Origin of the sequence: Streptomyces sp. NPDC001851, assembly GCF_040297165.1 — a bacterium.
In the GTDB taxonomy this organism is placed as follows: Bacteria; Actinomycetota; Actinomycetes; order Streptomycetales; family Streptomycetaceae; genus Streptomyces.
In genome coordinates, this window is the sequence record NZ_JBEOYR010000016.1 from 16,867 (window position 1) to 41,716 (window position 24,850).

The 24,850-nt window shown below is 72.2% G+C and carries 22 protein-coding genes; 8 read left to right on the top strand and 14 right to left on the bottom strand.

What is annotated here, in order from left to right; all coding sequences use genetic code 11:
• Positions 1-142: 142 nt before the first annotated feature.
• A complete protein-coding gene (locus ABT171_RS23725) occupies positions 143-934 on the bottom strand; it encodes a nucleotidyltransferase domain-containing protein (RefSeq protein WP_351247209.1) in 792 nt (263 codons plus the stop codon).
• A gap of 579 nt (positions 935-1,513) precedes the next feature.
• On the opposite strand from ABT171_RS23725, the gene ABT171_RS23730 reads away from it, so the two are divergent.
• Positions 1,514-1,930: a RidA family protein gene (locus ABT171_RS23730; RefSeq protein WP_351246893.1), complete on the top strand. Its 417-nt coding sequence runs from the start codon at positions 1,514-1,516 to the stop codon at positions 1,928-1,930.
• On the top strand, positions 1,927-2,382 hold the full coding sequence (locus ABT171_RS23735; protein WP_351246895.1) for a GNAT family N-acetyltransferase: 456 nt from the start codon (positions 1,927-1,929) through the stop codon (positions 2,380-2,382). Before ABT171_RS23730 ends, ABT171_RS23735 begins: the two co-directional genes overlap by 4 nt.
• Before the next feature lie 99 nt (positions 2,383-2,481).
• Here ABT171_RS23735 and ABT171_RS23740 read toward each other — a convergent pair whose 3' ends face one another.
• On the bottom strand, positions 2,482-3,177 hold the full coding sequence (locus tag ABT171_RS23740; RefSeq protein WP_351246897.1) for a uracil-DNA glycosylase: 696 nt from the start codon (positions 3,175-3,177) through the stop codon (positions 2,482-2,484).
• Between the two features lie 215 nt (positions 3,178-3,392).
• Between ABT171_RS23740 and ABT171_RS23745 the strand changes: the two genes are divergently transcribed.
• Complete coding sequence (locus tag ABT171_RS23745) at positions 3,393-4,046, top strand: RNA-binding S4 domain-containing protein (protein ID WP_351246899.1); 654 nt, start codon at positions 3,393-3,395, stop codon at positions 4,044-4,046.
• Between the two features lie 84 nt (positions 4,047-4,130).
• Here ABT171_RS23745 and ABT171_RS23750 read toward each other — a convergent pair whose 3' ends face one another.
• The 3 genes from ABT171_RS23750 to ABT171_RS23760 form a co-directional block, all read right to left on the bottom strand.
• Complete coding sequence (locus ABT171_RS23750) at positions 4,131-4,589, bottom strand: DoxX family protein (protein WP_351246901.1); 459 nt, start codon at positions 4,587-4,589, stop codon at positions 4,131-4,133.
• 104 nt (positions 4,590-4,693) lie between these two features.
• The gene (locus ABT171_RS23755) at positions 4,694-5,389 is read right to left on the bottom strand and encodes a class I SAM-dependent methyltransferase (RefSeq protein WP_351246903.1); all 696 of its coding nucleotides are present in this window, start codon (positions 5,387-5,389) and stop codon (positions 4,694-4,696) included.
• Between the two features lie 49 nt (positions 5,390-5,438).
• Positions 5,439-6,374, bottom strand: a complete 936-nt coding sequence (locus tag ABT171_RS23760) for an acyltransferase domain-containing protein (protein ID WP_351247211.1) — start codon at positions 6,372-6,374, stop codon at positions 5,439-5,441.
• A gap of 112 nt (positions 6,375-6,486) precedes the next feature.
• Here ABT171_RS23760 and ABT171_RS23765 point away from each other — a divergent pair, with 112 nt between their 5' ends.
• On the top strand, positions 6,487-6,798 hold the full coding sequence (locus ABT171_RS23765; RefSeq protein ID WP_351246905.1) for a DUF6343 family protein: 312 nt from the start codon (positions 6,487-6,489) through the stop codon (positions 6,796-6,798).
• 27 nt (positions 6,799-6,825) lie between these two features.
• On the opposite strand, the gene ABT171_RS23770 is transcribed toward ABT171_RS23765, so the two are convergent.
• From ABT171_RS23770 to rpsA, 4 genes are all read right to left on the bottom strand, one after another.
• Positions 6,826-7,206, bottom strand: coding sequence for a tetratricopeptide repeat protein (locus ABT171_RS23770; protein ID WP_351246907.1), 381 nt, complete (start codon positions 7,204-7,206; stop codon positions 6,826-6,828).
• A gap of 50 nt (positions 7,207-7,256) precedes the next feature.
• Positions 7,257-7,880, bottom strand: coding sequence for a dephospho-CoA kinase (gene coaE / locus ABT171_RS23775; RefSeq protein WP_351246909.1), 624 nt, complete (start codon positions 7,878-7,880; stop codon positions 7,257-7,259).
• Between the two features lie 45 nt (positions 7,881-7,925).
• Positions 7,926-8,864, bottom strand: a complete 939-nt coding sequence (locus ABT171_RS23780; protein ID WP_351246911.1) for a PAC2 family protein — start codon at positions 8,862-8,864, stop codon at positions 7,926-7,928.
• A 295-nt stretch (positions 8,865-9,159) separates the two neighbouring features.
• The gene (rpsA, locus tag ABT171_RS23785; protein WP_023551529.1) at positions 9,160-10,650 is read right to left on the bottom strand and encodes a 30S ribosomal protein S1; all 1,491 of its coding nucleotides are present in this window, start codon (positions 10,648-10,650) and stop codon (positions 9,160-9,162) included.
• Between the two features lie 292 nt (positions 10,651-10,942).
• Between rpsA and ABT171_RS23790 the strand changes: the two genes are divergently transcribed.
• Together ABT171_RS23790 and hrpB are read left to right on the top strand one after the other, a co-directional pair.
• Positions 10,943-11,857 carry a class I SAM-dependent methyltransferase gene (locus tag ABT171_RS23790; RefSeq protein ID WP_351246914.1) on the top strand — a complete coding sequence of 305 codons (915 nt, stop codon included), beginning with the start codon at positions 10,943-10,945 and terminating at the stop codon, positions 11,855-11,857.
• A 67-nt stretch (positions 11,858-11,924) separates the two neighbouring features.
• Entirely contained in the window at positions 11,925-14,450 is a 2,526-nt protein-coding gene (hrpB, locus tag ABT171_RS23795) for an ATP-dependent helicase HrpB (RefSeq protein WP_351246916.1), read from the top strand.
• Here the strand turns inward: hrpB and pgfA are convergent.
• The 5 genes from pgfA to polA form a co-directional block, all read right to left on the bottom strand.
• On the bottom strand, positions 14,440-15,432 hold the full coding sequence (gene pgfA, locus ABT171_RS23800) for a cell envelope lipid trafficking protein PgfA (protein ID WP_351246918.1): 993 nt from the start codon (positions 15,430-15,432) through the stop codon (positions 14,440-14,442). The genes hrpB and pgfA overlap by 11 nt on opposite strands.
• A 28-nt stretch (positions 15,433-15,460) precedes the next feature.
• A complete protein-coding gene (locus tag ABT171_RS23805) occupies positions 15,461-15,595 on the bottom strand; it encodes an SPW_0924 family protein (protein ID WP_351247213.1) in 135 nt (44 codons plus the stop codon).
• A 163-nt stretch (positions 15,596-15,758) separates the two neighbouring features.
• Entirely contained in the window at positions 15,759-17,507 is a 1,749-nt protein-coding gene (locus ABT171_RS23810; RefSeq protein ID WP_351246920.1) for a lytic transglycosylase domain-containing protein, read from the bottom strand.
• A 592-nt stretch (positions 17,508-18,099) separates the two neighbouring features.
• Positions 18,100-18,510, bottom strand: coding sequence for a hypothetical protein (locus ABT171_RS23815; RefSeq protein ID WP_351246922.1), 411 nt, complete (start codon positions 18,508-18,510; stop codon positions 18,100-18,102).
• A 250-nt stretch (positions 18,511-18,760) separates the two neighbouring features.
• A complete protein-coding gene (gene polA, locus ABT171_RS23820) occupies positions 18,761-21,487 on the bottom strand; it encodes a DNA polymerase I (protein WP_351246924.1) in 2,727 nt (908 codons plus the stop codon).
• 189 nt (positions 21,488-21,676) lie between these two features.
• On the opposite strand from polA, the gene ABT171_RS23825 reads away from it, so the two are divergent.
• Both ABT171_RS23825 and ABT171_RS23830 read left to right on the top strand, forming a co-directional pair.
• On the top strand, positions 21,677-23,989 hold the full coding sequence (locus ABT171_RS23825) for an FdhF/YdeP family oxidoreductase (RefSeq protein WP_351246926.1): 2,313 nt from the start codon (positions 21,677-21,679) through the stop codon (positions 23,987-23,989).
• A gap of 48 nt (positions 23,990-24,037) precedes the next feature.
• Entirely contained in the window at positions 24,038-24,529 is a 492-nt protein-coding gene (locus ABT171_RS23830; protein WP_351246928.1) for a hotdog fold thioesterase, read from the top strand.
• Positions 24,530-24,850 lie beyond the last annotated feature (321 nt).

Below are 24,850 nucleotides of genomic sequence, written 5' to 3' on the forward strand. Positions count from 1 at the left end.
GCCCTCTCTCGAACTCGGCGGGGCCGCCCTCCCTCTCGCCGAGGCCGCCACCGCGCACGGCGATGAGCACAACCCGCCGGGCGGCGGCCTGCCCACCGCGCACGGCGCCGAGGAGCGCGGCGACCGCGTCGTACCGGTTTCCCTATGAACGCGATCGCCGCTCTCCTTGTGAGCGCGCTGCCCCGGCGACGATCTCCTCGGCCTCGGTCACGGCACGGACGAGGACCTCGGGTTCGGCCCGCAGTCCCCCCACCACCGCGTCGATCCCTCGCAGCCCGGCCCGCTCCAGCAGCCGCTTCTCGTTCGTCACCCACTCGCCGCGGGCCGCGAGGATCCCGTGGGCGGCCTGGGCGGCGGCCGTGGCGAGGAAGCCGGCGGTCTCCGTGAGGCGGCCGTGGGCGGCGTGGTTGGTCTTCGCGTAGGCGAGGGTGGCACGGGCGGTGCCGTACCAGCGCTCGGCGGCGGTGACGCGCAGCTCGGCGGGGTAGCCCGCCGGGCGGGGCAGGGTGCCGCTGAGCACCTGGTTGACGGCCAGTTCGGCCACGACGAGGTAGCTGGGGATGCCGGCGAGGTGGAAGAGCAGCGGCTCCACCCGGAACCGCCCGGCCTCCGCCTCCGCCAGCTCGGGCTCGACCACGTCCAGGTCCCGGTAGTGCACGTCGACCCGGCGTCCGTCGATGGTGAGCCAGGCTCCGCCGTTGAAGACTCCGCCGCCCCATCCGCCGATGTCCGAGACCTCTCCGGGCCAGCCGACGGCCCGCAGGTCGTCCGGGTCGAAGGGGCCGCGGTAGTAGATCGCCAGGTCCCAGTCACTGTCGGGGCGGTGGGTGCCCTGGGCGCGGGAGCCGCCGAGGGCCACCGCTCGGACGGTGGGGAGGGAGGCGAGGCGCTCGGCGGTGCGGGCGAGGAAGTCGGAATCGGCGGACCCGGGCACGGGCACGGAACCGGCGGACCCCGGCACGGGAACGGAACCGGCGGACCTCCGCACGGAATCCGGATCGGCGGACCCCCGCACGGAATCCGGATCGGCGGACCCCCGCACGGAATCCGGATCGGCGGGCTCGGGCAGAGATACGGGATCGGCAGGCTCGGGCATGGCCCCAGCCTGCCGCAGCCATCCCGAAGTCCGCTCCCGAAATATCCGCTGGGCCCGCCGCGATGCGTCGCAACGGCTCGCGCAGCGCGGCGAGGTCGGCCCGCATCTGCGCCGCCCGGGGCCAGGCCGCGGCTCGTGGTCGAGCGGCGCGGTATCGGCGGGGTGGCGGGCAGGGCCGGCACCTCGGGGCGCGGATTGGGGCACCCCCTCCGGAGCTCAGGGGGGCCTGACGGCACTGGAGGCTGAGCGGGGCACTCGGAGACGGAAGCAGGCGGAGCCGCCGTGTCGTCCAAGGCCCGGTGTTCACGAACCCGACTCCGTTGTCGCCCCCCTGTCGCCCTGATAAATCAGCTGCGGGCGGGGCCTGGAGAGACGATCATCGGGAGGTCGTCCACCGCCTCCCCAGGAGCAGCCCTCGTGATCCAGCGCGTGACCGCCCCGGCCCTCTTCCCGCCGCCCACCTATTCCCACGCCTCCGTCGTCGAGGCCGGGACGAGGCTGGCCTTTCTGGCCGGGGCCGTGCCGCTGGACGAGAAGGGGGAGATCGTCGGCCCCGGTGACCCCGTGCGGCAGGCCGCGCAGGTGATCGCCAATCTGCGGGAGCAACTGGATGCCGTGGGCAGCGACTTGACGCATGTGGTCGCCACGGATGTGTATGTGGTGAGCAGCGAGCCCTCGGTGCTGTCCGCGGTGTGGGATGTCGTCGAGGCCTCCGGGCTGAGCTCGGGCCCGCATTCGTCGACTCTGCTCGGTGTGGCCTGTCTCGGTTACACCGGTCAGTTGGTGGAGATCACGGCCACGGCCGTGGTGCCGGAGCAAGGAGGAAGCCGGTGACGGGCCAGGTCGTGTTGCGGCGGGCCGTGGCGGAGGACGGACGGGCGGCCGCCGAGGTGTATCTGCGGTCCTTCGACGCCGCCCTGCCCACTGTCGTCCGGGGGCGCACCGACGACGAGGTGCGGGAGCACATCCGGGATGTCGTCGTCCCGTTGCGGGAGACCTGGGTGGCGGAGGCCGACGGGGCCGGGATCGTCGGGCTGATGGTGCTGGACGGGGAATTGCTCTCCCAGTTGTACCTGGACCCCGGGTGGCGGGGGCACGGTATCGGTGACCGGTTCGTCGCGCTGGCCAAGGAGCGCTGTCCGGGCGGCCTGTCCCTGTGGACCTTCCAGGTCAACAAGCCCGCACACCGCTTCTACGAGCGGCACGGTTTCACTGCCGTCGAGTTCACCGACGGCAGCGGCAACGAGGAACGGGAGCCGGACGTGCGCTACGTCTGGCGGCCCTGAGCCGCTTGACCACCGCCGCCACGCCGTCGAGCGTCCTGAAGGTGATCCCTCCGGCGAACCCCGACCGCCCCCACGCCCGCGTCCGCGCCCACGCGTCGGCTACCGCAACCCTGCCGTCGTCGCCGCCGTGCTCAGCACCTCGCGGAGCATCTCCGGGGTGAGCCGGCCGGTGAAGGTGTTGCGCTGGCTGACGTGGAAGCAGCCGAAGAGGTCGAGGCCGTCGAGCGGGACCCTGATGCCGTGCGCGAAGGCCGGACGGGGGCGGGGCACGGTCCAGCCCGCCTCGGTGACCGCGGGCAGCGCGGCCTGCCAGCCGAAGGCACCGAGGACGACCACGGCCCTCAGCGTCGGGCGCAGCAGCTTCAGCTCCTGCACCAGCCAGGGGCGGCAGGTGTCGCGCTCACCGGGGGACGGCTTGTTCGCCGGCGGGGCGCAGTGCACCGGCGCGGTGACGCGGACGCCGTACAGTTCCAAACCGTCGTCGGCGCTGACGGAGGTGGGCTGCGAGGCGAGCCCCACGTCGTACAGCGCCTGGTAGAGCACGTCTCCGGAGCGGTCGCCGGTGAACATCCGGCCGGTGCGGTTGCCGCCGTGCGCGGCGGGGGCCAGCCCGATGATCGCCAGCCGGGCGTCGGCCGGACCGAAGCCGGGCACCGGCCGCCCCCAGTACGTCCAGTCGGCGAACGCGGCCCGTTTGGTACGGGCCACCTCCTCACGCCACTCGACGAGCCGAGGGCAGGCCCGGCAGTCCGCGACACGCCGGTCGAGCCGGGCGACGGCACTGCTGACGTCCATACGGCCACCGTATGCCCGGACCGGGCCGCGCAAACAAACCGCTCCTCACCTGCGGCCTACAGGATCATCGTGCGGTGCCGGGCAGGCCGGTCCGCCCGATGTGTTCCACGCCGGCACCGGGCTCCCCGCCAGCCGGCCATCCCGTCACTCCGCCACTCCGCGCCCCGGGAAAATCTCCTCCGACTCACCCGGCCCGGGGAGTTAAGGTCGGGAGCATGGCTTCCGAGGTTGCGGACGAGAACGTGAACGGTGGGACCGGCGAGCCGGACAGGACCGGCTCCGCCCAGGACTCCCAGGGCACCGGCGCCTCCGCTGATCAGCCTGTCGATGCCGGCCGGCACGTCGATCCGAAGATCACCGCCGCGGTGGCCGCCGCCGAGGCCGCGGGGCCGGCTCCGGGCGAGACGGTCCGGATCGACAGCTGGATCTGGGCCGTGCGTCTGATCAAGACGCGTTCCCTGGGCGCCGCCGCCTGCCGGGGCGGCCACGTGCATGTGAACGGCGAGCGGGTGAAGCCCGCCTTCTCCCTGCGCGTCGGCGACGAGGTGCGCCTGCGGCACGAGGGCCGGGAACGGATCGTGATCGTCAAGCGCCTGATCCGCAAACGGGTCGGCGCCCCCGTGGCCGCCCAGTGCTACGTCGACAACTCCCCTCCGCCCCCGCCCCGCGAGGCCATCACACCCGCCGGCCTCCGCGACCGAGGCACCGGCCGCCCCACCAAACGCGATCGTCGCGAACTGGAACGCCTCCGCGGCCTCCCGGACCCGGGCATCCCGGGTGCCCTCGGCGCCTTCGGCGGCGCCGCGGGCCCGACCGACAGGCGCGGTGGTTCCCGGTCCGGCGGAACCGGCAGACGCGGCGGATCCTGATCCTGCGGGCATGGTGCATCCGGTTCCGGCGAGGCTGATGGATCCGGCGCGCGCCGTGGGTCCGGGTTCGGCGGGCGTGGCGGGTCACCGTCGCCGCACCAGCCGCACCAGCTCCCTGTTGTGCCCGCGCCGGGCCCAGGCGATCAGGGCGAGCGGCACCATCAGGATCAGCGGGGTCGCCGCGTTCTGACCGCCGAAGTCCGTGAGCTGGACGATGAACGCGCCCACCATGAGTGCACTGAGCGCGATCGCCGCCAAGGACTGCAGCAGGGGGATCAACAGCGCGACGGCCCCGGCGAGTTCGAGCGCGCCGATGGTGTACATGGCCCCGCTGCCCCAGCCGATCCTGTCGAAGGACTCGACGGCCGAGGGGTGTGCGATGAGCTTGGGCAGCGCGCTCGCGATGCCGTAGAACAGTGCGAGCAGGACCTGCACGGACCGCAGCGTGATCCTGGCCGCGCGCCTGCGGGCGCTGAGGGAGCCGGTGGAGGCAGCGGCGGCGGTCGAGGCGGTGGAGGCGACGGAGGCGGTGGTCTCGGACATGAGGGTCTCCTGGGGGAAGCGGTGCCGGTTGCTTTCACCGAGGTAGACCCGGCACGGTCCGGAAACTCATCGCCCTCCGGCCGCCCGGTGCGACCGCGTGCCCGCTATGCCTTCCGCACCGCTCTCACCCAGGTCCCGTCCGGGGTCAGATACGCGTCCACCACCAGTCCCGCCTCCTCCAGTGCCGACTCGAACTGCTCCTTGGTGAGGGGCCGGGCGAGGAACGTCTGGGTCCAGGCCGCGTCCGGGAAGACATACTCCGCACGGACCGAGTTCACGCCGTCTCCGGCGGGCTCCACCGAGGCGATGCGTACGGTGAAGCCGCTCGGGTCGACCCGCTCCCTCGGCACATGGGTGTGGTAGTCCTCGCCCTCCCGTTGGATGAGCACGCAGCCGCCCTCCGCCACATGGCCGGCGCAGGTGCGCAGCATGCCTCTGCGCACCTCCTCGTCGCCGCTGTGCACGAGGAACGACGCGAGCATCACCACGTCGAACTTCTCGCCGCCCAGGTCCAGGTCCTCGATGGGGCTGCATACCGTCCGCGCCCCGCGGACCCGGCTCAGCATGTCGGCGGACTCGTCCACCGCCGTGACCGTGAAACCCCGCTCCAGCAGGGGGTGGGTCATCCGGCCCACTCCGCTGCCCAGCTCCAGGATGTGCGCCCCGGCCGGTACCGCCGCGGCGATGATGTCCGGCTCGTCGCCCACGGGCAGCCGCTCGTACAGCTCGACCGCGCAGCCGTCCGGGGTGATCGCACCCGGGCCCGTGCCCTCGTATCCCTCACGCATTTCGACCGTCATGCCCGAACAACGGCCCATCCCCGTACGCCCGTTCCCATCCACCCGGGGTTCACTCGTTCGGGCTATTTCCACCTCGGCCGACGGTGAACGGGAACCATCCGTGTCCGACATACCAGTGACCGCCCGCCCGCAGGTGGTCCCCCACGGCCCGCTCCACGGACGTACGGCGCGGCAGTTCCGCGACCGGCAGGTCGGGGTCGCCGAAGACGAACTGGACGGGTTGGGTGTCGGACGGCTCGGTGTCCTCGCGGGCGGTGCGGAACCGGTTCTGGAAGCGGACGATGTGGGAGTCGGCCGGCAGGTACCGCTTCAACTGCGGATCGAGCAGCCAGGAGTGGCACAGCGCGGCCACCGGCCGCTCCTCGGGGAAGTGCAGGGCGAAGAACTCGCGGGCCCAGGCCAGGGAGCGGTCACAGGCGGACGGCGTCAGCGGGCCGTGGAAGTCGGGGATGTGCAGGTTCAGGCAGGGCGTGCCCGGGACCGCGTCCAGTCCGGCCGCCGCGATCACCGGTGCCGTGCGCTGACCGAGCCGTGCCCGCTCGAACTGCAGCCGGCCCAGCTGGTACAGCTCGCCGCGGAAGTGCCGGACGAGCCAGCTCGGCGACACCACGCCGGTCGTGCCGTGCCGTCTGCGGTGTGCCGCCAGGTGGCGGCCCAGGTCGGCCAGGGTGCGCCGGGAGACCTCGGACGGGATGCCGCGTTCCCGGTGCCGGGCGAGCGTGCGCGGGAGAGCGGCGATGTACACGTACACGGCGAAGGTGCCGCTCAGCTCGGCCGGCGCCGCGTCGAAGAGCTCGGCGAGGTCGGGTGGGTGGCCGGTCGCCTCCGGGTGGCGGAACATCTCCTCGACGCACTCCTCCAGGAGTCTCAGCGCGCCCGGGTCAGCGGTCAGCCGGCGCCGCCCGGCCACCAACGCGTTGATGTCCTCGTGCGGCACGGTCAGGTCGAGGAGCAGTCCGGGCAGGTCGTCGGCGTCCGGCAGCAATGGATCCCCCTTCGGCGAGCGATCGACGGCACCGTCGGCGCACGCCGTGGACACGCCTCGTTGGTGAACGTCGTCACCGAAGAGTACGTTGCAGGCAGGAGTGGTGATTCCGATGCGTACGGGCAGTGAACCGGCGACCGCGCGCAGTGCTCTGCGGGCGCGGTTCTGGCTGTGCATGTGGGGCCTGGCCTGGGCGGTCTTCGGCACGGCGGCGTTCGCGGTCGCCGGACGCCCGGGGTGGGCGGCGGCCTGCGGGGTGCTGTGGCTGGTGGTCACCGCCGACCTGACCGTGGTCCTCAGACACATCCGGCAGGGTCCGCACTACCAGCCGGGACGCGACGTGCCGCCGTACCGGCCGCCGGACAGCGGGCCACCGTACCCGGGACGGCCGTACCGGAGACCTCCGAGGCACCGGCATCCGTGATCGGCCGGCCGGCGCGGCCCGCGCCGCTCAGTCGTCGAAGCGCGCCGCCTTCAGGTACTGCGGGTTCGGATCCAGTGCGGCCGCGAGGCGGAAATGGCGTTTGGCCTGGTCGGGACGGCCCTGGCGTTCATAGGTGCGGGCCAGTGCGAAGTGCGCGAACGCGTTGTCCGGCTCGCGCTCCAGCACGATCGTGAACTCAAGCTCGGCGGGCCGCAGTTGTGCCGCCGCGAAGAACGCACGCGCACGGAGCAGGCGAGCCGCCGTGTTCTCCGGGTACGCGGCGATCACGCCGTCGAGCAGCTTCACCGCGCCCCGCGGATCCCGCGAGTTGAGCAGTTGCTCGGCTGCGCGGAAGTCGATGACATGCGTTTCCGGAGTGCGTCCGGTGGAACCGCTGGTGTCGGGCACGGCAGAGTCCTTCCCTCGCTGCGGCACTTCAACGCCCGCGGAGGGGGCCGCTATTCCGGGCCCGGTTCCGCGGAACGCGTGCGCGCCCGCCGTATGAGGTCCTCCCACACCTCGGTGACGCGCTGGTGCAGCGCGTCCAGGGGTACGTCGTTGTCGATCACGATGTCCGCGATCTCCCGGCGCCGCTCGCGGTTCGCCTGCGCGGCCATACGCGCGCGTGCGTCCTCCTCGGTCATCCCGCGCAGCCGGACCAGCCGGTCGAGCTGGGTCTCGGGGCTCGCGTCCACGACGATCACGAGGTCGTAGAGCGGCGCCAGTGCGTTCTCGGTGAGGAGGGGCACGTCGTGGATCACTACGGCGTCGGCGGCCGCGGCCTGCTCCAGCTCTCGGGAGCGGGCACCCACCATGGGGTGCACGATCGCGTTGAGGGCGGCGAGCTTGCCGGGGTCGGCGAAGACGATCGAGCCGAGCTTGGGGCGGTCCAGACTGCCGTCCGCGGTGAGGACGCCCGGGCCGAAGGCCTCGACCACGGCGGCCAGGCCGGGGGTACCCGGCGCCACGACCTCGCGGGCGATGCGGTCCGCGTCGATCAGCACGGCCCCGTGCTCCACGAGCAGCCGCGACACCTCGCTCTTGCCGGCGCCGATCCCACCGGTCAGGCCCACCTTCAGCATGACGGCAAGCTTAGGCCCCGCCACTGACAGCGGGCCCGCCGGAGGTCAGTTCTCGCCCTCGCGCTCCGCCAGGAACCGCTCGAACTCGCGCCCGATCTCGTCGGCCGACGGGATCTCGACGGGCTCGGCGAGCATGTTGCCCCGGGTCTCGGCGCCCGCGGCGGCGTCGTACTGGTGCTCCAGGCCCTGGACGAGCGCGGTGAGCTCCTCGTCGCCCTCCTGGATCTGGCGGTCGATCTCCGTCTGGGTGCGGTGGGCGTCGGTGCGCAGCGAGTGCGCGACTCCCGGCAGCACCAGCCCGGTGGCGGCCGTGATGGCCTCCAGGACGGTCAGGGCGGCGTCCGGGTACGGGGAGCGGGCGATGTAGTGCGGGACGTGCGCGGCGACGCCCAGGACGTCGTGCCCGGCCTCCATCAGGCGGTACTCCACCAGCGACTCGGCGCTGCCGGGGACCTGGGCCTCCTCGAAGGGGCTGCGGTGGCCCGGGACGAGGTCGACGCGGTTGCCGTGCGGGGTGAGACCCACCGGGCGGGTGTGCGGGACGCCCATGGGAATGCCGTGGAAGTTCACGGACAGGCGGACGCCGAGCCGCTCCACGATCTGCCCCACGGCCGCCGCGAACCGCTCCCACTCCACGTCCGGCTCGGGCCCGGACAGCAGCAGGAAGGGGGCGCCCGTGGTGTCCTGGACGAGGCGGACCTCGATGGCCGGGACCTCGTAGTCGGTCCAGCGGTCCCGCTTGAAGGTCAGCAGGGGTCGGCGGGCCCGGTAGTCCACGAGGCGGTCGTGGTCGAAGCGGGCGACGAGCTGGTGGGGCAGTGAGTCGAGCAGCCGGTCGACGATCTGGTCGCCGGTCTCGCCCGCGTCGATGTATCCGTCGAAGTGGTAGAGCATGACAAGGCCGGCCGACTCCTGGGCGAGCGCCATGTCGACAACGGCGAGGCCCTTCGGCTCCCATGCGTACAAACCCTGCGGATCAAGCACTGTGACCGCTCCTCCTCGTGTTCGTCATCGTCAACGCGCCCTGCAGCGGGGGCATTCCCGGGACACGCCACTGATCAGTGATCTTGGAGAGACGGTACGCAGAAGGCGCGGGTGGCCCTGCCCCCCAGGGGCGCGGGGCTGTATCGGCATGCGGCTCCGCCGCGTGGGCGCGACAAGCCACGACGCTCCCGCGGCGAGACGACGACCGGGCCGCCCCCGGGCACGCCCGAGGGGCCGCACCTCGAAAGGTACGGCCCCTCAGAACCAGCTATCGGCTAAGCCTCAGCGGCAGCGTTCAGCTCTGGCCGCCGGCCAGCTTCTCGCGCAGCGCGGCCAGCGCCTCGTCCGAGGCCAGCGCACCGGAGGTGTCCGCGCCCTCGGAGGAGTACGAACCGCCGGTCGCGGCCGGAGCCGCAGCCTCGCCGCCCTCGGCCGCGGCAGCGGCGTCGGCCTCGCGGGACTTGATGACCTGCTGCTGGTGCTGCTCGAAGCGGGCCTGCGCCTCGGCGTACTGGCGCTCCCACTCCTCGCGCTGCTTCTCGTAGCCCGGCAGCCAGTCGTTGGTCTCCGGGTCGAAGCCCTCGGGGTAGATGTAGTTGCCCTGGTCGTCGTAGGACGCGGCCATGCCGTACAGGGTCGGGTCGAACTCGACCGACGCCGGGTCGGCACCGAAGGACTCGTTGGCCTGCTTCAGCGAGAGGCTGATGCGGCGGCGCTCCAGGTCGATGTCGATGACCTTGACGAAGATCTCGTCGTTGACCTGGACGACCTGCTCCGGGATCTCCACGTGGCGCTCGGCCAGCTCGGAGATGTGGACCAGACCCTCGATGCCCTCGTCCACGCGGACGAACGCACCGAACGGAACCAGCTTCGTGACCTTACCGGGCACGACCTGGCCGATCTGGTGGGTGCGGGCGAACTGCTGCCACGGGTCTTCCTGGGTCGCCTTCAGCGACAGGGAGACGCGCTCGCGGTCCATGTCGACGTCGAGGACCTCGACGGTGACCTCCTGGCCGACCTCGACGACCTCGGAGGGGTGGTCGATGTGCTTCCAGGACAGCTCGGAGACGTGGACCAGACCGTCGACGCCACCCAGGTCCACGAAGGCACCGAAGTTGACGATCGAGGAGACCACACCGGAGCGGACCTGACCCTTCTGGAGGGTCGTGAGGAACGTCTGGCGGACCTCGGACTGGGTCTGCTCCAGCCAGGCACGGCGGGACAGGACCACGTTGTTGCGGTTCTTGTCCAGCTCGATGATCTTGGCCTCGAGCTCCTTGCCGACGTACGGCTGGAGGTCGCGGACGCGGCGCATCTCGACCAGGGAGGCCGGGAGGAAGCCACGGAGGCCGATGTCGAGGATGAGGCCACCCTTGACGACCTCGATGACGGTACCGGTGACGATGCCGTCCTCTTCCTTGATCTTCTCGATGGTGCCCCAGGCACGCTCGTACTGGGCGCGCTTCTTCGAGAGGATCAGGCGGCCTTCCTTGTCCTCCTTCTGGAGGACCAGGGCCTCGATCTCGTCGCCGACGGCGACGACCTCGTTCGGGTCGACGTCGTGCTTGATCGAGAGCTCGCGGCTCGGGATGACACCTTCGGTCTTGTAACCGATGTCGAGCAGGACCTCGTCCCGGTCGACCTTCACGATGACGCCGTCGACGATGTCGCCGTCGTTGAAGTACTTGATCGTCTCGTCGATCGCTGCGAGGAAGGCTTCCTCGTTACCGATGTCGTTGACCGCTACCTGCGGGGTGGTGGCGGTGGTCTCGGTGCTGCTCGTCATGTGGGAAAGGGCTCCGGTACGGACATTGAAGTCGTAGGTACTGCTTACGCCGGGAGCCCGTTTCGCTCTGCAGAAGCCGGACAGCCAAGGAAGCGCCACCTTAAGGACACCGGGTGCCCGGTGGCGCCTCGAAAACCGAGGGGACATACAACAGATGCGAGCGCAGCCTGCTACGTCTGAGGTGCGCAGGCCCGCAGCGCAACTTGTAGCATACGGGGGCAGCCGGAAAGGGTCAATCGCGAAGGCGCACACCCGGGACAGAACCCCGCATAACCGGCAGAAGAAACGTTCTTTGAGGCCACACGGCCAGGGGGGACGCTTCCATCACGGACCCTTCCGGGATGGACGGAAGAGTACGACGAGGGAGCCGATCATCCAAGAGCCCGACGCATACGAGCCCGAAGGAGCCGAGGCGTACGAGCCGGAGGCCACACGGCGTGACGCGAGCGTCACGGAGAGCACCCGGGCCAACCGGGGCTGGTGGGACCGCAACGCGGACGAGTACCAGACCGAGCACGGCACGTTCCTCGGGGACGACCGCTTCGTGTGGGGTCCGGAGGGCCTGGACGAGGTCGAGGCCGAGCTGCTGGGACCGCCGGAGGAGCTGAAGGACAAGGCGGTCCTGGAGATCGGCGCGGGCGCGGCGCAGTGCGCGCGCTGGCTGGCCGCCCAGGGCGCCCGCCCGGTGGCCCTGGACCTCTCGCACCGCCAGCTGCAGCACGCCCTGCGCATCGGCGGATCGTTTCCCCTCGTCTGCGCGGACGCCGGCGCGCTGCCCTTCGCGGACGGCTCCTTCGACCTTGCCTGCTCGGCGTACGGGGCGCTGCCCTTCGTCGCCGACCCCCGGCTGGTGCTGCGCGAGGTGCGCCGGGTGCTGCGGCCGGGCGGCCGGTTCGTCTTCTCGGTGACGCATCCGATCCGCTGGGCCTTCCCCGACGAGCCGGGCCCCGAGGGCCTGTCCGTGTCCTCCTCCTACTTCGACCGCACCCCGTACGTGGAGCAGGACGAGGAGGGCCGCGCGGTCTACGTCGAGCACCACAGGACGCTCGGCGACCGCGTCCGGGACATCGTGGCGTCGGGCTTCCGGCTGGTGGACCTGGTCGAACCGGAGTGGCCGTCCTGGAACACCTCGGAGTGGGGCGGCTGGTCCCCGCTGCGGGGCAGCCTGATCCCGGGGACGGCGATCTACGTGTGCGAGCGGGACTGACCGGCCTCTGCGGATCATCGGGGCACGCGCGCGTGGGGCTTCTTCGCGGTCGTACGACACTGGGGGCGTGATCCGTTACGACGCCCTGGACGCGCTGCCCGTGCGTTCCGCCCTGCCCGCCCTGACCGAGGCCCTGGCGGGTGCCGGCACCGCCGTGCTGGTGGCGCCGCCCGGCACCGGCAAGACGACGCTGGTACCGCTCGTGCTGGCGGGGCTGGTCGGCGGCGGACCCGCTCGGCGGGTGGTGGTGGCCGAGCCGCGCCGGATCGCGGCCCGGGCGGCGGCCCGGCGGATGGCCTGGCTGCTGGGTGAGAGGCCGGGCGACAGCGTCGGCTTCACGGTGCGTGGCGAGCGCGTCGCCGGGCGGCACACACGCGTGGAGGTCGTGACGACCGGTGTCCTGCTGCAGCGGCTGCAGCGCGACCAGGAGCTGGCCGGCGTGGACGTCGTCGTGCTGGACGAGTGCCACGAACGGCATCTGGACGCCGACACGGTCGCAGCGTTCCTGTGGGACGTACGGCAGACCCTGCGGCCGGAGCTGCGGCTGGTGGCCGCGTCGGCGACGACGGACGCGGAGGGGTGGGCGCGGCTGCTGGGCGGGGCGCCCGTGGTCGAGGCGGAGGGTGTCGCACACCCGGTGGAGGTGGTGTGGGCGCCGCCCGTACGCCCCGTACGGCCGCCGCACGGGATGCGCGTCGATCCGTCGCTGCTGGCACACGTGGCCTCGGTGGTGCGCCGGGCGCTGGCCGAGCGGGACGGGGACGTGCTGTGCTTCCTGCCCGGTGTGGGCGAGATCGCGCGCGTGGCGGGGCAGCTCGGTGATCTCGGGGCGGTGGAGGTGCTCCAGGTCCATGGACGGGCGCCGGCCGCCGTGCAGGACGCGGTGCTCGCCCCGGGGGCGCGGCGCCGGGTGGTGCTGGCGACCTCGGTGGCGGAGTCGTCGCTGACGGTGCCCGGGGTGCGGGTGGTGGTGGACTCGGGGCTCGCCCGGGAGCCGCGGGTGGACCACGCGCGTGGGCTGAGCGGGCTGACGACGGTACGGGCCTCGCGGGCCGCGGGGCGGCAGCGGGCGGGCCGGGCCGGGCGAGAGGCGCCGGGGGCGGTGTACCGGTGCTGGACGGAGGCCGAGGACGGGCGTCTGCCGGCGTTTCCGGTGCCGGAGATCAAGGTGGCCGACCTGACCGCGTTTGCCCTGCAGACGGCCTGCTGGGGCGATCCGGACGCCTCCGGGCTGGCTTTGCTCGATCCTCCGCCGGGTGGGGCGATGGCGGCGGCGCGCTCCGCGTTGACGGCGGTGGGGGCGGTGGACTCCGCCGGTCGGGCGACTCCGGTCGGGGTGCGCCTGGCCCGGCTGGGGGTCCACCCCCGGCTGGGGCGGGCGTTGCGTGACACCTCCGGTGAGGGGGCCGGGGTTGTCGCGCTGCTCTCCGAGGAGGTGCCGCGGGATTACGGGGACGATCTTGCGGGGGCGTTGCGGCGTGCGCGGCGTGGGGGTGACGCCTACGGTGCGCGGTGGGCCGCGGAAGTGCGGCGGCTGCGGGCCGTCTCGGAGGAGTCTTCCCACCCGACCGCCCGTGACGGTCGGACCGAGGGCGCCGGCCGGGCCGGATCGGGCGACGGTGACGACAGGCTCGCCGGACTCGTCGCCGCTCTCGCCTTTCCCGAGCGGGTCGCCAAGCTCGACGGCGGGTCGTACCTGATGGCCTCCGGGACCCGGGCCGAGTTGGCGGAGGGGTCGGCTCTGCGGGGTGCGCCCTGGATCGTCGTCGCCGTTGCGGACCGGCCCGCCGGGAAGGGGCACGCGCGTGTGCTGCTCGGGGCCGGGGTGCCGGAGGACGTGGCGCTCGCCGCCGCCGGGCCGCTGCTCGACGAGCGCGACGAGGTGCGCTGGGCCGACGGGGACGTCGTCACCCGGCGTGTGGAGCGGCTGGGGGCGATCGAGCTGGCGGTGCGGCCCCTGAAGGACGTCGAGCCGGCCCTCGTACGCGCGGCCCTCCTCGAAGGGCTGCGACAGGAAGGGCTCGGGTTGTTGCGCTGGTCGCCGGAGGCCGAGGTGCTGCGGCAGCGGCTGGCCTTTCTGCGGCAGCATCTCGGAGAGCCGTGGCCGGACGTGTCCGACGGTGCGCTCCACGCGCGCGTGGACGAGTGGCTGGAGCCGGAGCTGAGCAGGGCGCGGCGGCGGGCCGACCTCGGGCGGATCGACGCCGGGCAGGGGCTGGCGCGGTTGCTGCCGTGGGCGAGCGGGGAAGCCGCACGGCTGGACGAGCTGGCGCCCGAGCGGATCACCGTACCGAGTGGGTCCAGAATCCGGATCGACTATCGGGACCCTGAGCGGCCCGTCCTCGCGGTGAAGCTCCAGGAGATGTTCGGGCTGCGTGACACACCGGCCGTCAGCGGCGTGCCGCTGCTCGTTCACCTGCTCTCCCCCGCCGGGCGGCCCGCCGCCGTCACGGCCGACCTCGCCTCCTTCTGGGAGGACGGCTACAAGGGCGTACGCGCGGAACTGCGCGGGCGGTATCCGAAGCATCCGTGGCCCGAGGACCCGGCGACCGCCGAGCCCACCCGGCACACCACCGCGCGGCTCAGGCGCTGACCGGCTGGGGGTCGGCCGTGTGCGCGGGGTCCCGGTCCTCGGGGCGGCGGGCGCGCGCCTCCAGGCAGAGGGAGAGGACGAGGAGGAGCAGGCCGAGGGTCAGGGAGCCCCAGGGGACGTAGGAGGTGAGCGTCAGGACCAGGGTGCGGTTGTGCCTGACCAGGGCGACCGTGTGGGCGGTGTAGTCCTCGCGCATCCGCACGTCCCCCGCGAAGGCCGTGACCCTGGCCCGGCCGCCCAGCAGGGTGCCGCCGCGCAGCTCTTCCTTGTGGTGTTCCTCGCCGTAGACGGGTGCGCCGGTGACCGGTTCGACCCAGAACCTGCGGACCGTGCTGTACCAGCGGGTGGTGCCCGTCCTGGCGACCGATTCCGGGGTGATGCCCTGGACCGGCATGGTCTTCGGCATCGGGACCTTCGTCCAGGGGATGGTCTGTTCGAAGTAGTAGACCTTCAGGCCGCGGAAGGTCTGGGTGCTCTTGTAGTGGATGGGGCTGGTGGTGCGGGTCTGCGCGTCGAAGTACTCGTAGTCGCGCTTCTGTGTGAGGAAGGGCCATTTGAACTCGATGCCCCGGCGGGTGACCGGGTCGCCGTCGACCATCTCGCCGGTGGCGTGGACGGGGTCCTGGCTGTGGGCGTCGAAGATGTAGCGCTCGGGGACCTTGGAGACCATCCTGCCGTCGGGGCCCTGGACGTAGGACAGGCTGTCCCAGACCACGACCGGCCGCCCCGCCGTCTTCTCGATCTTCTTCGCGGCCTCGACGTTGCCCTTGAGGGTCTGCACGATGGTGACCTTGGAGACCTTCCTCGCGCGCATGGTGCCGTAGTCGAGGAGGGTGGCGCCCTTGGCTTCCAGGACCATGTCCTGGTACTGGTTCGCGGGGATCCTGGCCAGGCGCGGGAAGGCGTACCAGCGCATGAGCGGGGACAGCGCCGCGCAGAAGACGGCGCAGGCGAGCAGGGCCAGGCTTGCCTTGCGGCGCATGGAAGGCCTCCCTCCCGGACGGGCGCGGCTACGGATACGAGGGCACCGTCGTCAGCAGCGGCTTGGGGGACGTCCGGCCCGACGGCGCGCCCGACGCGCTGATCGTGAGGACGACGGCGAGCGCGAGGGCGAGACCGGCCGCGGCGGCGATCAGGGCGCGCATACGGGCCTCCCGGCGGACGGTCTCTGCCCTGGCAGCATGCTGACGGGTCATCAGTTTCGGCACCGTAGCAACGGGCGGGTGAGATGAGAACAGCGGTGCACGCACGAATGAGGGCGCCCTCCCCGCCGGTGCGGAGAGGGCGCCCTGTCGGGGTCGCTGGGGGTCAGGAGGAGGCGGACGGACTCGGGGACGGGGACGGGCTCGCCGAGGTGTCGTCGGCGGCGACCTTCAGTTCGACGGTGAGGGTGCCGCCGCCGGGGGTGGTGATGCGGAGCAGGAAGGTGCCGGTGGTGTCGTCCGCGTACAGCTTCGGCAGGGTGAGCAGGCCCTTTGCATCGGTCTGGAGGCCGGTGAGGGTGCGTACGGGCTTGCCGTCGGCGTCCTTGAAGTAGGGGCCCTTGTCGTTCTCGGTGGCGTCCTTGTCGGACTTGATCAGGGTGGCGGTGGCCGCGACCTTGTCCGCGACGGCGCCCTTGTACGTCGCCCTGACCTGGACCTGGTCGGCGAACTCGCCGTTCGGGGTGCAGGTCAGCGGGGTGTCGCTGGTGCGGGCCAGGGTGTCGGCGGCGCGCTCGGTGACGGAGGCCGTGTAGTCGACGCCCTTGGCCCTGCGGCCCACGACGGTGGCCGTGACCTTGAAGTCGCCGGTCTTCTCCCCCGCCTCCAGCGCCGGGGCGAGGGCGACGCCCTTGGCGTCGGTGGCGACCGTGGCCACGGTCTCGCCGCCGGTGAAGGTGGTGTCGGTGTCCCCGCTGATCGTGAACCTGATCCTGACCTTGGCGACGGACTTGTCGGCCTTGGTCTCGGCGCGGGTGCCGATCCGCTCGGTGAAGGCGTGTCCGGCCATCGCGGTGAGCTTGGCGGTGCCCGCGTCCTCCAGGTGGTCCACCGTGTCGGTGGGGGTCGGCGGGGTCGTCGGCGGGACAGGCGGTTTCGGCGGCTTCGGGCTCGGGCCGTCGTGGCCGCCACCGGGCGTGCTGGGCTTCGGGTCCGGCTTGTGCTCCGGCTTGTGCCCGGGCTTGCTCTTCGGCGGGTGGGAGTGTTCCGGCGACTGGGTGCGCGGGGTGTCGTCGCTGCGGTGGCTGGGCAGGCCGCCGGTGCCGTCGGGCACGGAGTGGGTGCCCTTGCGGTAGTAATCCAGCCAGTTGAGGACCAGGTTCAGATAGTCCTGCGAGTTGTTGTAGCTGAGGATCGCGCTGTGCAGGTCGTCCTCACGCGAGAGGTCCCCGTCGTTGCGGCACAGGTAGTGGCCGGCGGCGAGGGCCGCGTCGTAGACGTTGTTGGGGTCCTTCCTGCCGTCGCCGTTGCCGTCGCGGCCGGCCCAGGCCCAGGTCGACGGGATGAACTGCATGGGGCCGACGGCCTGGTCGTACGCGGTGTTGCCGTCGTACGCGCCGTGGTCGGTGTCCTTGATGAGCGCGAAGCCGTTGCCGTCGAGGGCCGGCCCCAGGATGCGGCCCAGCGTGGTGCCGTCCGCGTCCACCCTGCCGCCGCGGGCCTGGCCCGACTCCACCTGGCCGATGGCGGCGAGCAGTTGCCAGGGCAGATTGCAGCCGGGCTTGGCGGAGCGCAGTTCGGCCTCGGCCTTCTTGTAGGCGTCGAGGACGGTCGCCGGGACGCCGGCCTCGGAGTCGCCCCGGGCGACGGGGGTGCCGGCGGTCGGCGAGGGGCTGGGGTTCGGGCTGTTGAGCGGCGGCAGGTCCGTGTAGTACGGCGAGTTGCCGGTGGCGTTGCCGGTGCCGTCGGAGGGCGTGCCGGGTACGGGCGTGGAGGCGCCGGCCGTCACCTGTCTGTCGTGGTCCTCGCCGGTCACTCCCGGAGCCTGGGACGCGGACAGAGCCGCGACCGCTGCCGCGGCCACGGCGGTGGTCGCCGCCCCCTTGCGCAGCCGCCTTCCGAAATGCGCCGCCATCGAGTGAACCCCTCCCGTGGACGCCCCGCGTCCGTCTCCGTCCGTCTTCCCCTGCTCTGGTGTGACGGTTGACCCGGTGATCTGGTTGCCCCTGTGCCGCCCTTCCGTCCGAGTGACGTGTGTTCGACACCGTGCGCCCGGCAGGCGACGCAGGTGACCCTACGGCAACTTTCTTGGCGCCGGGAACCGTTCACGTCCGTTTTTCACCGGTTGGCCAACTCCCGTCGCCCCTCCGGCCCCCAGACGCCGGCGGTGTTCGCCGCGGGGCCTCTCGCGCCCGACTTGACCTTCTATGCGGCGAGTGTCCTTGCCGGTGGCATGGAATTCGGTGCGGTCACCCACCCGTTCGCCGGGGTCGGCACCGTCGGTGTGCTCATCTCCCGGGCGCTGGTGGGGCTGTGGCTACTCGTCCGAGAACCGTGCTGCTGCGCTGCGGTGCGCCACGCGGACGGGCGGGGGTGGGCCGGCGGGCCGCGAGACGGCGGACGTCCACGGGCGCGCCGGAGCGGCCGTGGGAGCCGGTGGCCGCCCTGTGCTTCGGCGTGGGCGCCGGGATGGCCCTGGGGGTGGCCGGTGCTGTACGCCGTCGGCGTCAGGGGGTGGCGTCCGGGCCGGGTTCCGGACGGTCGCGGTGGGGCGGTCGGTGCCGGGCGGGAGAGGCCGGTCGCTCGGTGAGGGACGCGACGAAGACCGTGAGAGTGGGCCGGGGGCGCGATCTGGGGATCGCGGTGAGCGCGAGGGCGAGATAGCCGCGGGCGAGGTCGGCCCACTGGCGCCAGTCCGGGGCGTGGTGCGCGTGGGCGGTCGGGCCGGCGAGTCGGTGCCGCAGACGGGCGGCGGCTCCGCGGAGCGTGGCGGCCGGGTCGGCGGGGATGCGGGCGGTGCTTGCGTCGGCCGCGAGGGCCGGGACCGGCGAGGCGGGCAGGGCCTGCGCCGAGGCGGTGTCCGCCCAGGCCCGGGTGTCTGCCTCGGGCGTCCGGCGGTGAAGCATGCGTATACCCATGCCCGCAGTTTTGCGGCTGCGGGGGGTGGGGGGCGTTTTGGCGGGGGCCACGTGAGTGACGGCCCCCTCCGGGGTTCGGCCGGTTTTGTGTGGGCGCCGGTCGCTGTGCCGGTGTGCGCCGTGGGGGCTGAGCGCCCTGCGGCGGAGAAGACGTTTCCGGCGCCGGTGCTTGTCGCCGGTGCCGCCGCTGTGGAGGGGGTGCTGCAGGCCAGGTCGGCTGCAACACCCCTCTCCGCCGAAGCGCCGCAGGTCAGTGCGCTGCCGACTCCCAGTCCGGGCCCACGCCCACCGAGACGTCCAGGGGGGCGTGCAGCTGGACGGCGTTCGCCATCTCGCGGCGGACGATCTCCTCTGCGGCAGCCCGCTCGCCGGGCGCGATCTCCAGGACGATTTCGTCGTGGACCTGGAGGAGCATGCGGGACTTCAGGTCCGCTGCCCGCAGTGCGCCGTCCACCTTGAGCATGGCGATCTTGACGATGTCGGCCGCCGTGCCCTGGATGGGCGCGTTGAGGGCCATGCGCTCGGCCGCCTCGCGGCGCTGGCGGTTGTCGCTGTTGAGGTCCGGCAGGTAACGGCGGCGGCCGAAGAGCGTCGCCGTGTAGCCCGTCGCCCGTGCCTCGTCGACCGCCCGGCGCAGGTAGTCCCGGACGCCGCCGAAGCGCTCGAAGTACGCGTCCATGAGGGCGCGGGCCTCCGCCGCCTCGATGTTCAGTTGCTGGGAGAGGCCGAAGGCGGACAGGCCGTAGGCCAGGCCGTACGACATCGCCTTGATCTTGCGGCGCATCTCCGCGTCCACCGCGGCGGGCTCGACGCCGAACACCTGGGAGGCGGCCGTGGTGTGCAGGTCCTCGCCGGAGGTGAACGCCCGGATCAGGCCCTCGTCCTCGGAGAGGTGGGCCATCACGCGCAGCTCGATCTGGCTGTAGTCGGCCGTCATCAGGGACTCGAAGCCCTCGCCGACGACGAAGCCGCGGCGGATGGCCCGGCCCTCGTCCGTGCGGACCGGGATGTTCTGCAGGTTCGGGTCCGTCGAGGAGAGCCGGCCGGTCGCGGCCACCGTCTGGTTGAACGTGGTGTGGATGCGGCCGTCGCCCGCGACGGTCTTGATCAGGCCCTCGACCGTGACCCGCAGCTTCGCCTGCTCTCGGTGGCGGAGCATGATCACCGGCAGTTCGTTGTCGGTCTGGGTGGCGAGCCAGGCCAGGGCGTCGGCGTCGGTGGTGTAGCCGGTCTTGGTCTTCTTGGTCTTCGGCAGGGCCAGCTCCTCGAAGAGGACCTGCTGGAGCTGCTTGGGCGAGCCCAGGTTGAACTCGTGGCCGGCGGCGGCGTGCGCCTCCTTCACGGCCTGCTGCACCGCGCCCGCGAACATCTGCTCCATCGCTTCGAGGTGCGCCCGGTCGGCCGCGATGCCGTGCCGCTCCATACGGGCGAGCAGGGCGGAGGTCGGCAGCTCCATGTCGCGCAGCAGTTCCGCCGCGCCGACCTCTTCGAGGCGGGTCCCGAAGGCAGCGCCGAGGTCGAGGACCGCGCGGGCCTGGATCATCAGGGCCTCGGCCTCGGCGTCCTCGTCGGTGCCGAAGGCCAGCTGGCCGTCGGCCGCGGCGGCGGGCGCCAGCTCGCGGTGCAGGTACTCCAGGGACAGCGCGTCCAGGTCGAAGGAGCGGCGGCCCGGCTTGACCAGGTAGGCGGCGAGCGCGGTGTCCATGGTCACGCCGTCGACGGACCAGCCGTGCTCGGCGAAGACGCGCATGGCGCCCTTGGCGTCGTGGAACACCTTGGGGCGGGCGGTGTCGGCGAGCCAGGCCGCGAACGCGTTCTCGTCGGCCTCGTCCAGCTCGGCCGGGTCGAACCAGGCCGCCGCTCCCCCGGCCGCGGCCAGGGCGACCTCGGCCACCGAGCCGGTGCCCAGCACCCAGGTGCCGACGGTGGCGACGCCCAGGGTCTCGGCGCCGTGCTCGCTGAGCCAGGGGGCCAGCTCGCCGGTGCGCAGGATCGTGCCGTCCAGCTCCACGCCGCCGGTGGCGATCGGCGTGGCCTCGGCCTCCTCGGTGCCGGGGTCGACGGCGAAGAGACGCTCGCGCAGGGACGGGTTGCGGATCTCCAGGGTGTCCAGGACCATCGCGACGGCCTTGCGGTCGTACGCGGCCCGCTCCAGGTCGGCGACCGACCTGGTCAGCTCGACCTGGCGCTCCAGCTCGGTCAGCACGCGGTTGAGCTTGACCGACTCCAGGTGGTCGCGGAGGTTCTGCCCGGCCTTGCCCTTGACCTCGTCGACGCGCTCGACCAGCTCCGCGAACGAGCCGAACTGGTTGATCCACTTCGCGGCGGTCTTCTCGCCGACGCCGGGGATGCCGGGGAGGTTGTCGGACGGGTCGCCGCGCAGGGCCGCGAAGTCCGGGTACTGGGCGGGCGTCAGGCCGTACTTCTCGAACACCTTCTCCGGGGTGAAGCGGGTCAGCTCCGAGACGCCCTTCGTCGGGTAGAGCACCGTGATGTTGTCGGTGACCAGCTGGAAGGAGTCGCGGTCGCCGGTGACGATCAGTACCTCGAAGCCCTCGGCCTCGGCCTGGGTGGCCAGGGTGGCGATGATGTCGTCCGCCTCGAAGCCGTCGACGGCGAAGCGCGGGGCGTGCATCGCGTCGAGCAGCTCGCCGATCAGCTCGACCTGGCCCTTGAACTCGTCCGGGGTCTTGGAGCGGTTCGCCTTGTACTCGGTGAACCGCTCGGAGCGCCAGGTCTTGCGCGAGACGTCGAAGGCCACGGCGAAGTGCGTGGGCTCCTCGTCACGCAGGGTGTTGGCCAGCATCGACGCGAAGCCGTAGATCGCGTTCGTCGGCTGGCCGGTCGCGGTCGTGAAGTTCTCCGCGGGCAGCGCGAAGAACGCGCGGTAAGCGAGGGAGTGCCCGTCCATGAGCATCAGCCGGGGACGGGGGCCGCCGGGGGTCTTGTCGGTCTTCTTCGATGCTGTCTCTGCCACGACCCCGATCCTGCCACGCCGCACTGACAGTCCGGGTCGCGTCCCGCTGGTGGCTGTGAGCACCGGCACAGCGACCGAAGATCGACGAGAGAGGGGCAGGGCGGGCGGAGCAGGGGGCGGGTCCGTTGTCGGTGGCGCGTGGGAGGATCGTCTGCGTACTCGGACCGCGCAGTCGAAGGAGAGCGTGCGATGGCGACGAAGCCGCCGAAGGGTGATCCGGTGCAGGACGCGCCGCAGGTCGCGGAGCCGAAGCACGCGGCCGCGGGGCTGCCCGCCATCGGGCACACCCTGCGCATCGCCCAGCAGCAGATGGGCGTGCGGCGCACGGCGCTGACCTTGCTGCGGGTGAACCAGAAGGACGGGTTCGACTGCCCGGGCTGCGCCTGGCCGGAGCCGGACCACCGGCACAAGGCGGAGTTCTGCGAGAACGGCGCGAAGGCGGTGGCCGAGGAGGCCACGCTGCGCCGGGTCACCCCGGAGTTCTTCGCCGCGCACTCGGTGGCCGACCTGGCGACGCGCAGCGGGTACTGGCTGGGGCAGCAGGGGCGGCTCACGCACCCCATGTATCTGCCCGAGGGCGGCACGCACTACGAGCCGGTCGGTTGGGAGCGCGCCTTCGACATCGTCGCCGAGGAGATCGCCGCCCTCTCCTCCCCCGACGAGGCCGTCTTCTACACCTCGGGCCGTACGAGCAACGAGGCCGCGTTCCTGTACCAGCTCTTCGCGCGCGAGCTGGGCACGAACAACCTGCCGGACTGCTCCAACATGTGCCACGAGTCCTCCGGGTCGGCGCTCAGCGAGACCATCGGCATCGGCAAGGGCAGCGTCCTGCTGGAGGATCTCCACAAGGCCGACCTGATCATCGTCGCCGGGCAGAACCCGGGCACGAACCATCCGCGCATGCTCTCGGCGCTGGAGCAGGCCAAGGCGAACGGCGCGAAGATCATCAGCGTCAATCCGCTGCCCGAGGCGGGCCTGGAGCGGTTCAAGAACCCGCAGACCCCGAAGGGCATGCTCAGGGGCGCCGCGCTCACGGATCTGTTCCTGCAGATCCGCATCGGCGGCGACCAGGCCCTCTTCCGGCTTCTCAACAAGCTGATCCTGGAGACCGACGGCGCGGTCGACGAGGACTTCGTCCGCGAACACACCCATGGTTTCGCGGAGTTCGCCGAGGCCGCCCGCGCCGCCGACTGGGACGAGACGCTGAAGGCGACCGGCCTCGGCCGGGAAGAGATCGAGCAGGCCCTCGGCATGGCGCTCGCCTCGCAGCGGACCATCGTCTGCTGGGCCATGGGCCTCACCCAGCACAAGCACGCCGTCCCGACCATCCGCGAGGTGGTCAACTTCCTGCTGCTGCGCGGGAACATCGGCCGTCCGGGCGCGGGTGTGTGCCCGGTGCGCGGTCACTCGAACGTGCAGGGCGACCGCACGATGGGCATCTTCGAGCGGCCGGCCCCGGCCTTCCTGGACGCGCTGGAGAAGGAGTTCGGGTTCGCGCCGCCGCGGGAGCACGGCTTCGACGTCGTACGGGCCATCCGCGCGCTGCGCGACGGCGAGGCCAAGGTGTTCTTCGCCATGGGCGGCAACTTCGTCTCCGCGTCGCCGGACACCGAGGTGACCGAGGCCGCGATGCGCCGGGCGCGGCTGACCGTGCATGTGTCGACCAAGCTGAACCGCTCGCACGTCGTCACGGGCGCGCGGGCGTTGATCCTGCCCACGCTGGGCCGTACCGAGCGGGACGTGCAGGCCGGTGGCGAGCAGTTCGTGACCGTCGAGGACTCGATGGGCATGGTGCACGCCTCGCGCGGGCGGCTGGCGCCGGCGAGCCCGCGGCTGAAGTCGGAGCCGGCGATCATCTGCGGTCTCGCGCGCCGGGTGCTCGGCGCGGACAGCGTCGTGCCGTGGGAGGAGTTCGAGAAGGACTACGCGGCGATCCGCGACCGCATCGCGCGCGTGGTGCCCGGTTTCCAGGACTTCAACGCGCGTGTGGCCCGGCCGGGCGGCTTTACGCTGCCGCACGCGCCGCGCGACGAGCGCCGCTTCCCGACCGCCACGGGCAAGGCGAACTTCACGGCGGCGCCGGTGGAGTATCCCGAACTGCCCGAGGGCCGGCTGCTGTTGCAGACCCTGCGCTCGCACGACCAGTACAACACCACGATCTACGGCCTGGACGACCGGTACCGGGGCATCACGGGCGGGCGCCGGGTGGTGCTGGTGCACCCCGAGGACGCGCGGGCGCTGGGATTCGCCGAGGGGTCGTACGTCGACCTGGTCAGCGAGTGGAAGGACGGCGTGGAGCGGCGGGCGCCCGGTTTCCGGGTCGTGCACTACCCGACGACCCGGGGGTGCGCGGCGGCGTACTACCCCGAGACGAACGTCCTGGTCCCGCTCGACGCCACGGCCGACACCAGCAACACCCCGGCCAGCAAGTCCGTGGTCGTACGCCTGGAGGACCACGCGGAGGGCACCGTGGGCCGTCTGGAACAATCGGCGGCCGACTGAGCGTTCGCTCAGCCAGGACACAGGTGGACCACGAACGGAGCCGGACCCATGGGCGAGCAGCAGCGAGTGAAGTTCCCGCAGGAGATCATCGACGAGTACGCGGCGCTCGGCGTCGACCTGCCCGCCCTGTTCTCGGCCGGACACCTCGGCACGCGCATGGGTGTGCAGATCCTGGAGGCCTCGCCGGAGAAGGTCGTCGGGACCATGCCGGTGGAGGGCAACACCCAGCCGTACGGCCTGCTGCACGGCGGCGCCTCCGCGGTGCTGGCGGAGACCCTGGGCTCGGTCGGCTCGATGCTGCACGGCGGCAGCTCGAAGATCGCGGTCGGTGTGGACCTGAACTGCACGCACCACCGCGGGGTCCGCTCGGGCCTGGTGACGGGCGTGGCCACGCCGGTGCACCGGGGCCGTTCGACGGCGACGTACGAGATCGTGATCAGTGACGAGGAGGGTCGCCGGGTGTGCAGCGCCCGGCTGACCTGCCTGCTGCGGGACGTGAACAAGGACGACGCGGCGCACGCCCGGGGCGCGGGCGCCTGACGGCAGCCCGGCGGGGTCCACGCGGCCCCGCCAAGTCGTCGCGCCGCCGGACGACTTGAAGACCCCTCATCTGACGGCCCGAAGACCCGTCATCTGACGGTCCGCCAGGCCCGTGGAACGGAGCCTGCGCCCGGCGCCCCGGGTCGGCGCCTCGGCCCGCTTTCCCTCCGCGTAACTCTCCGTAATACGCGTGCAATATACATTCGGGCATTCACACCCGTTTCCCGGTGTGGACCACACCCTTCGGGATCCCCGGAAGTCGCCTGCAGCAACAGTGGTGCGTCATCACCAAATCACCTGAGACGCCTGAACGGATCATGG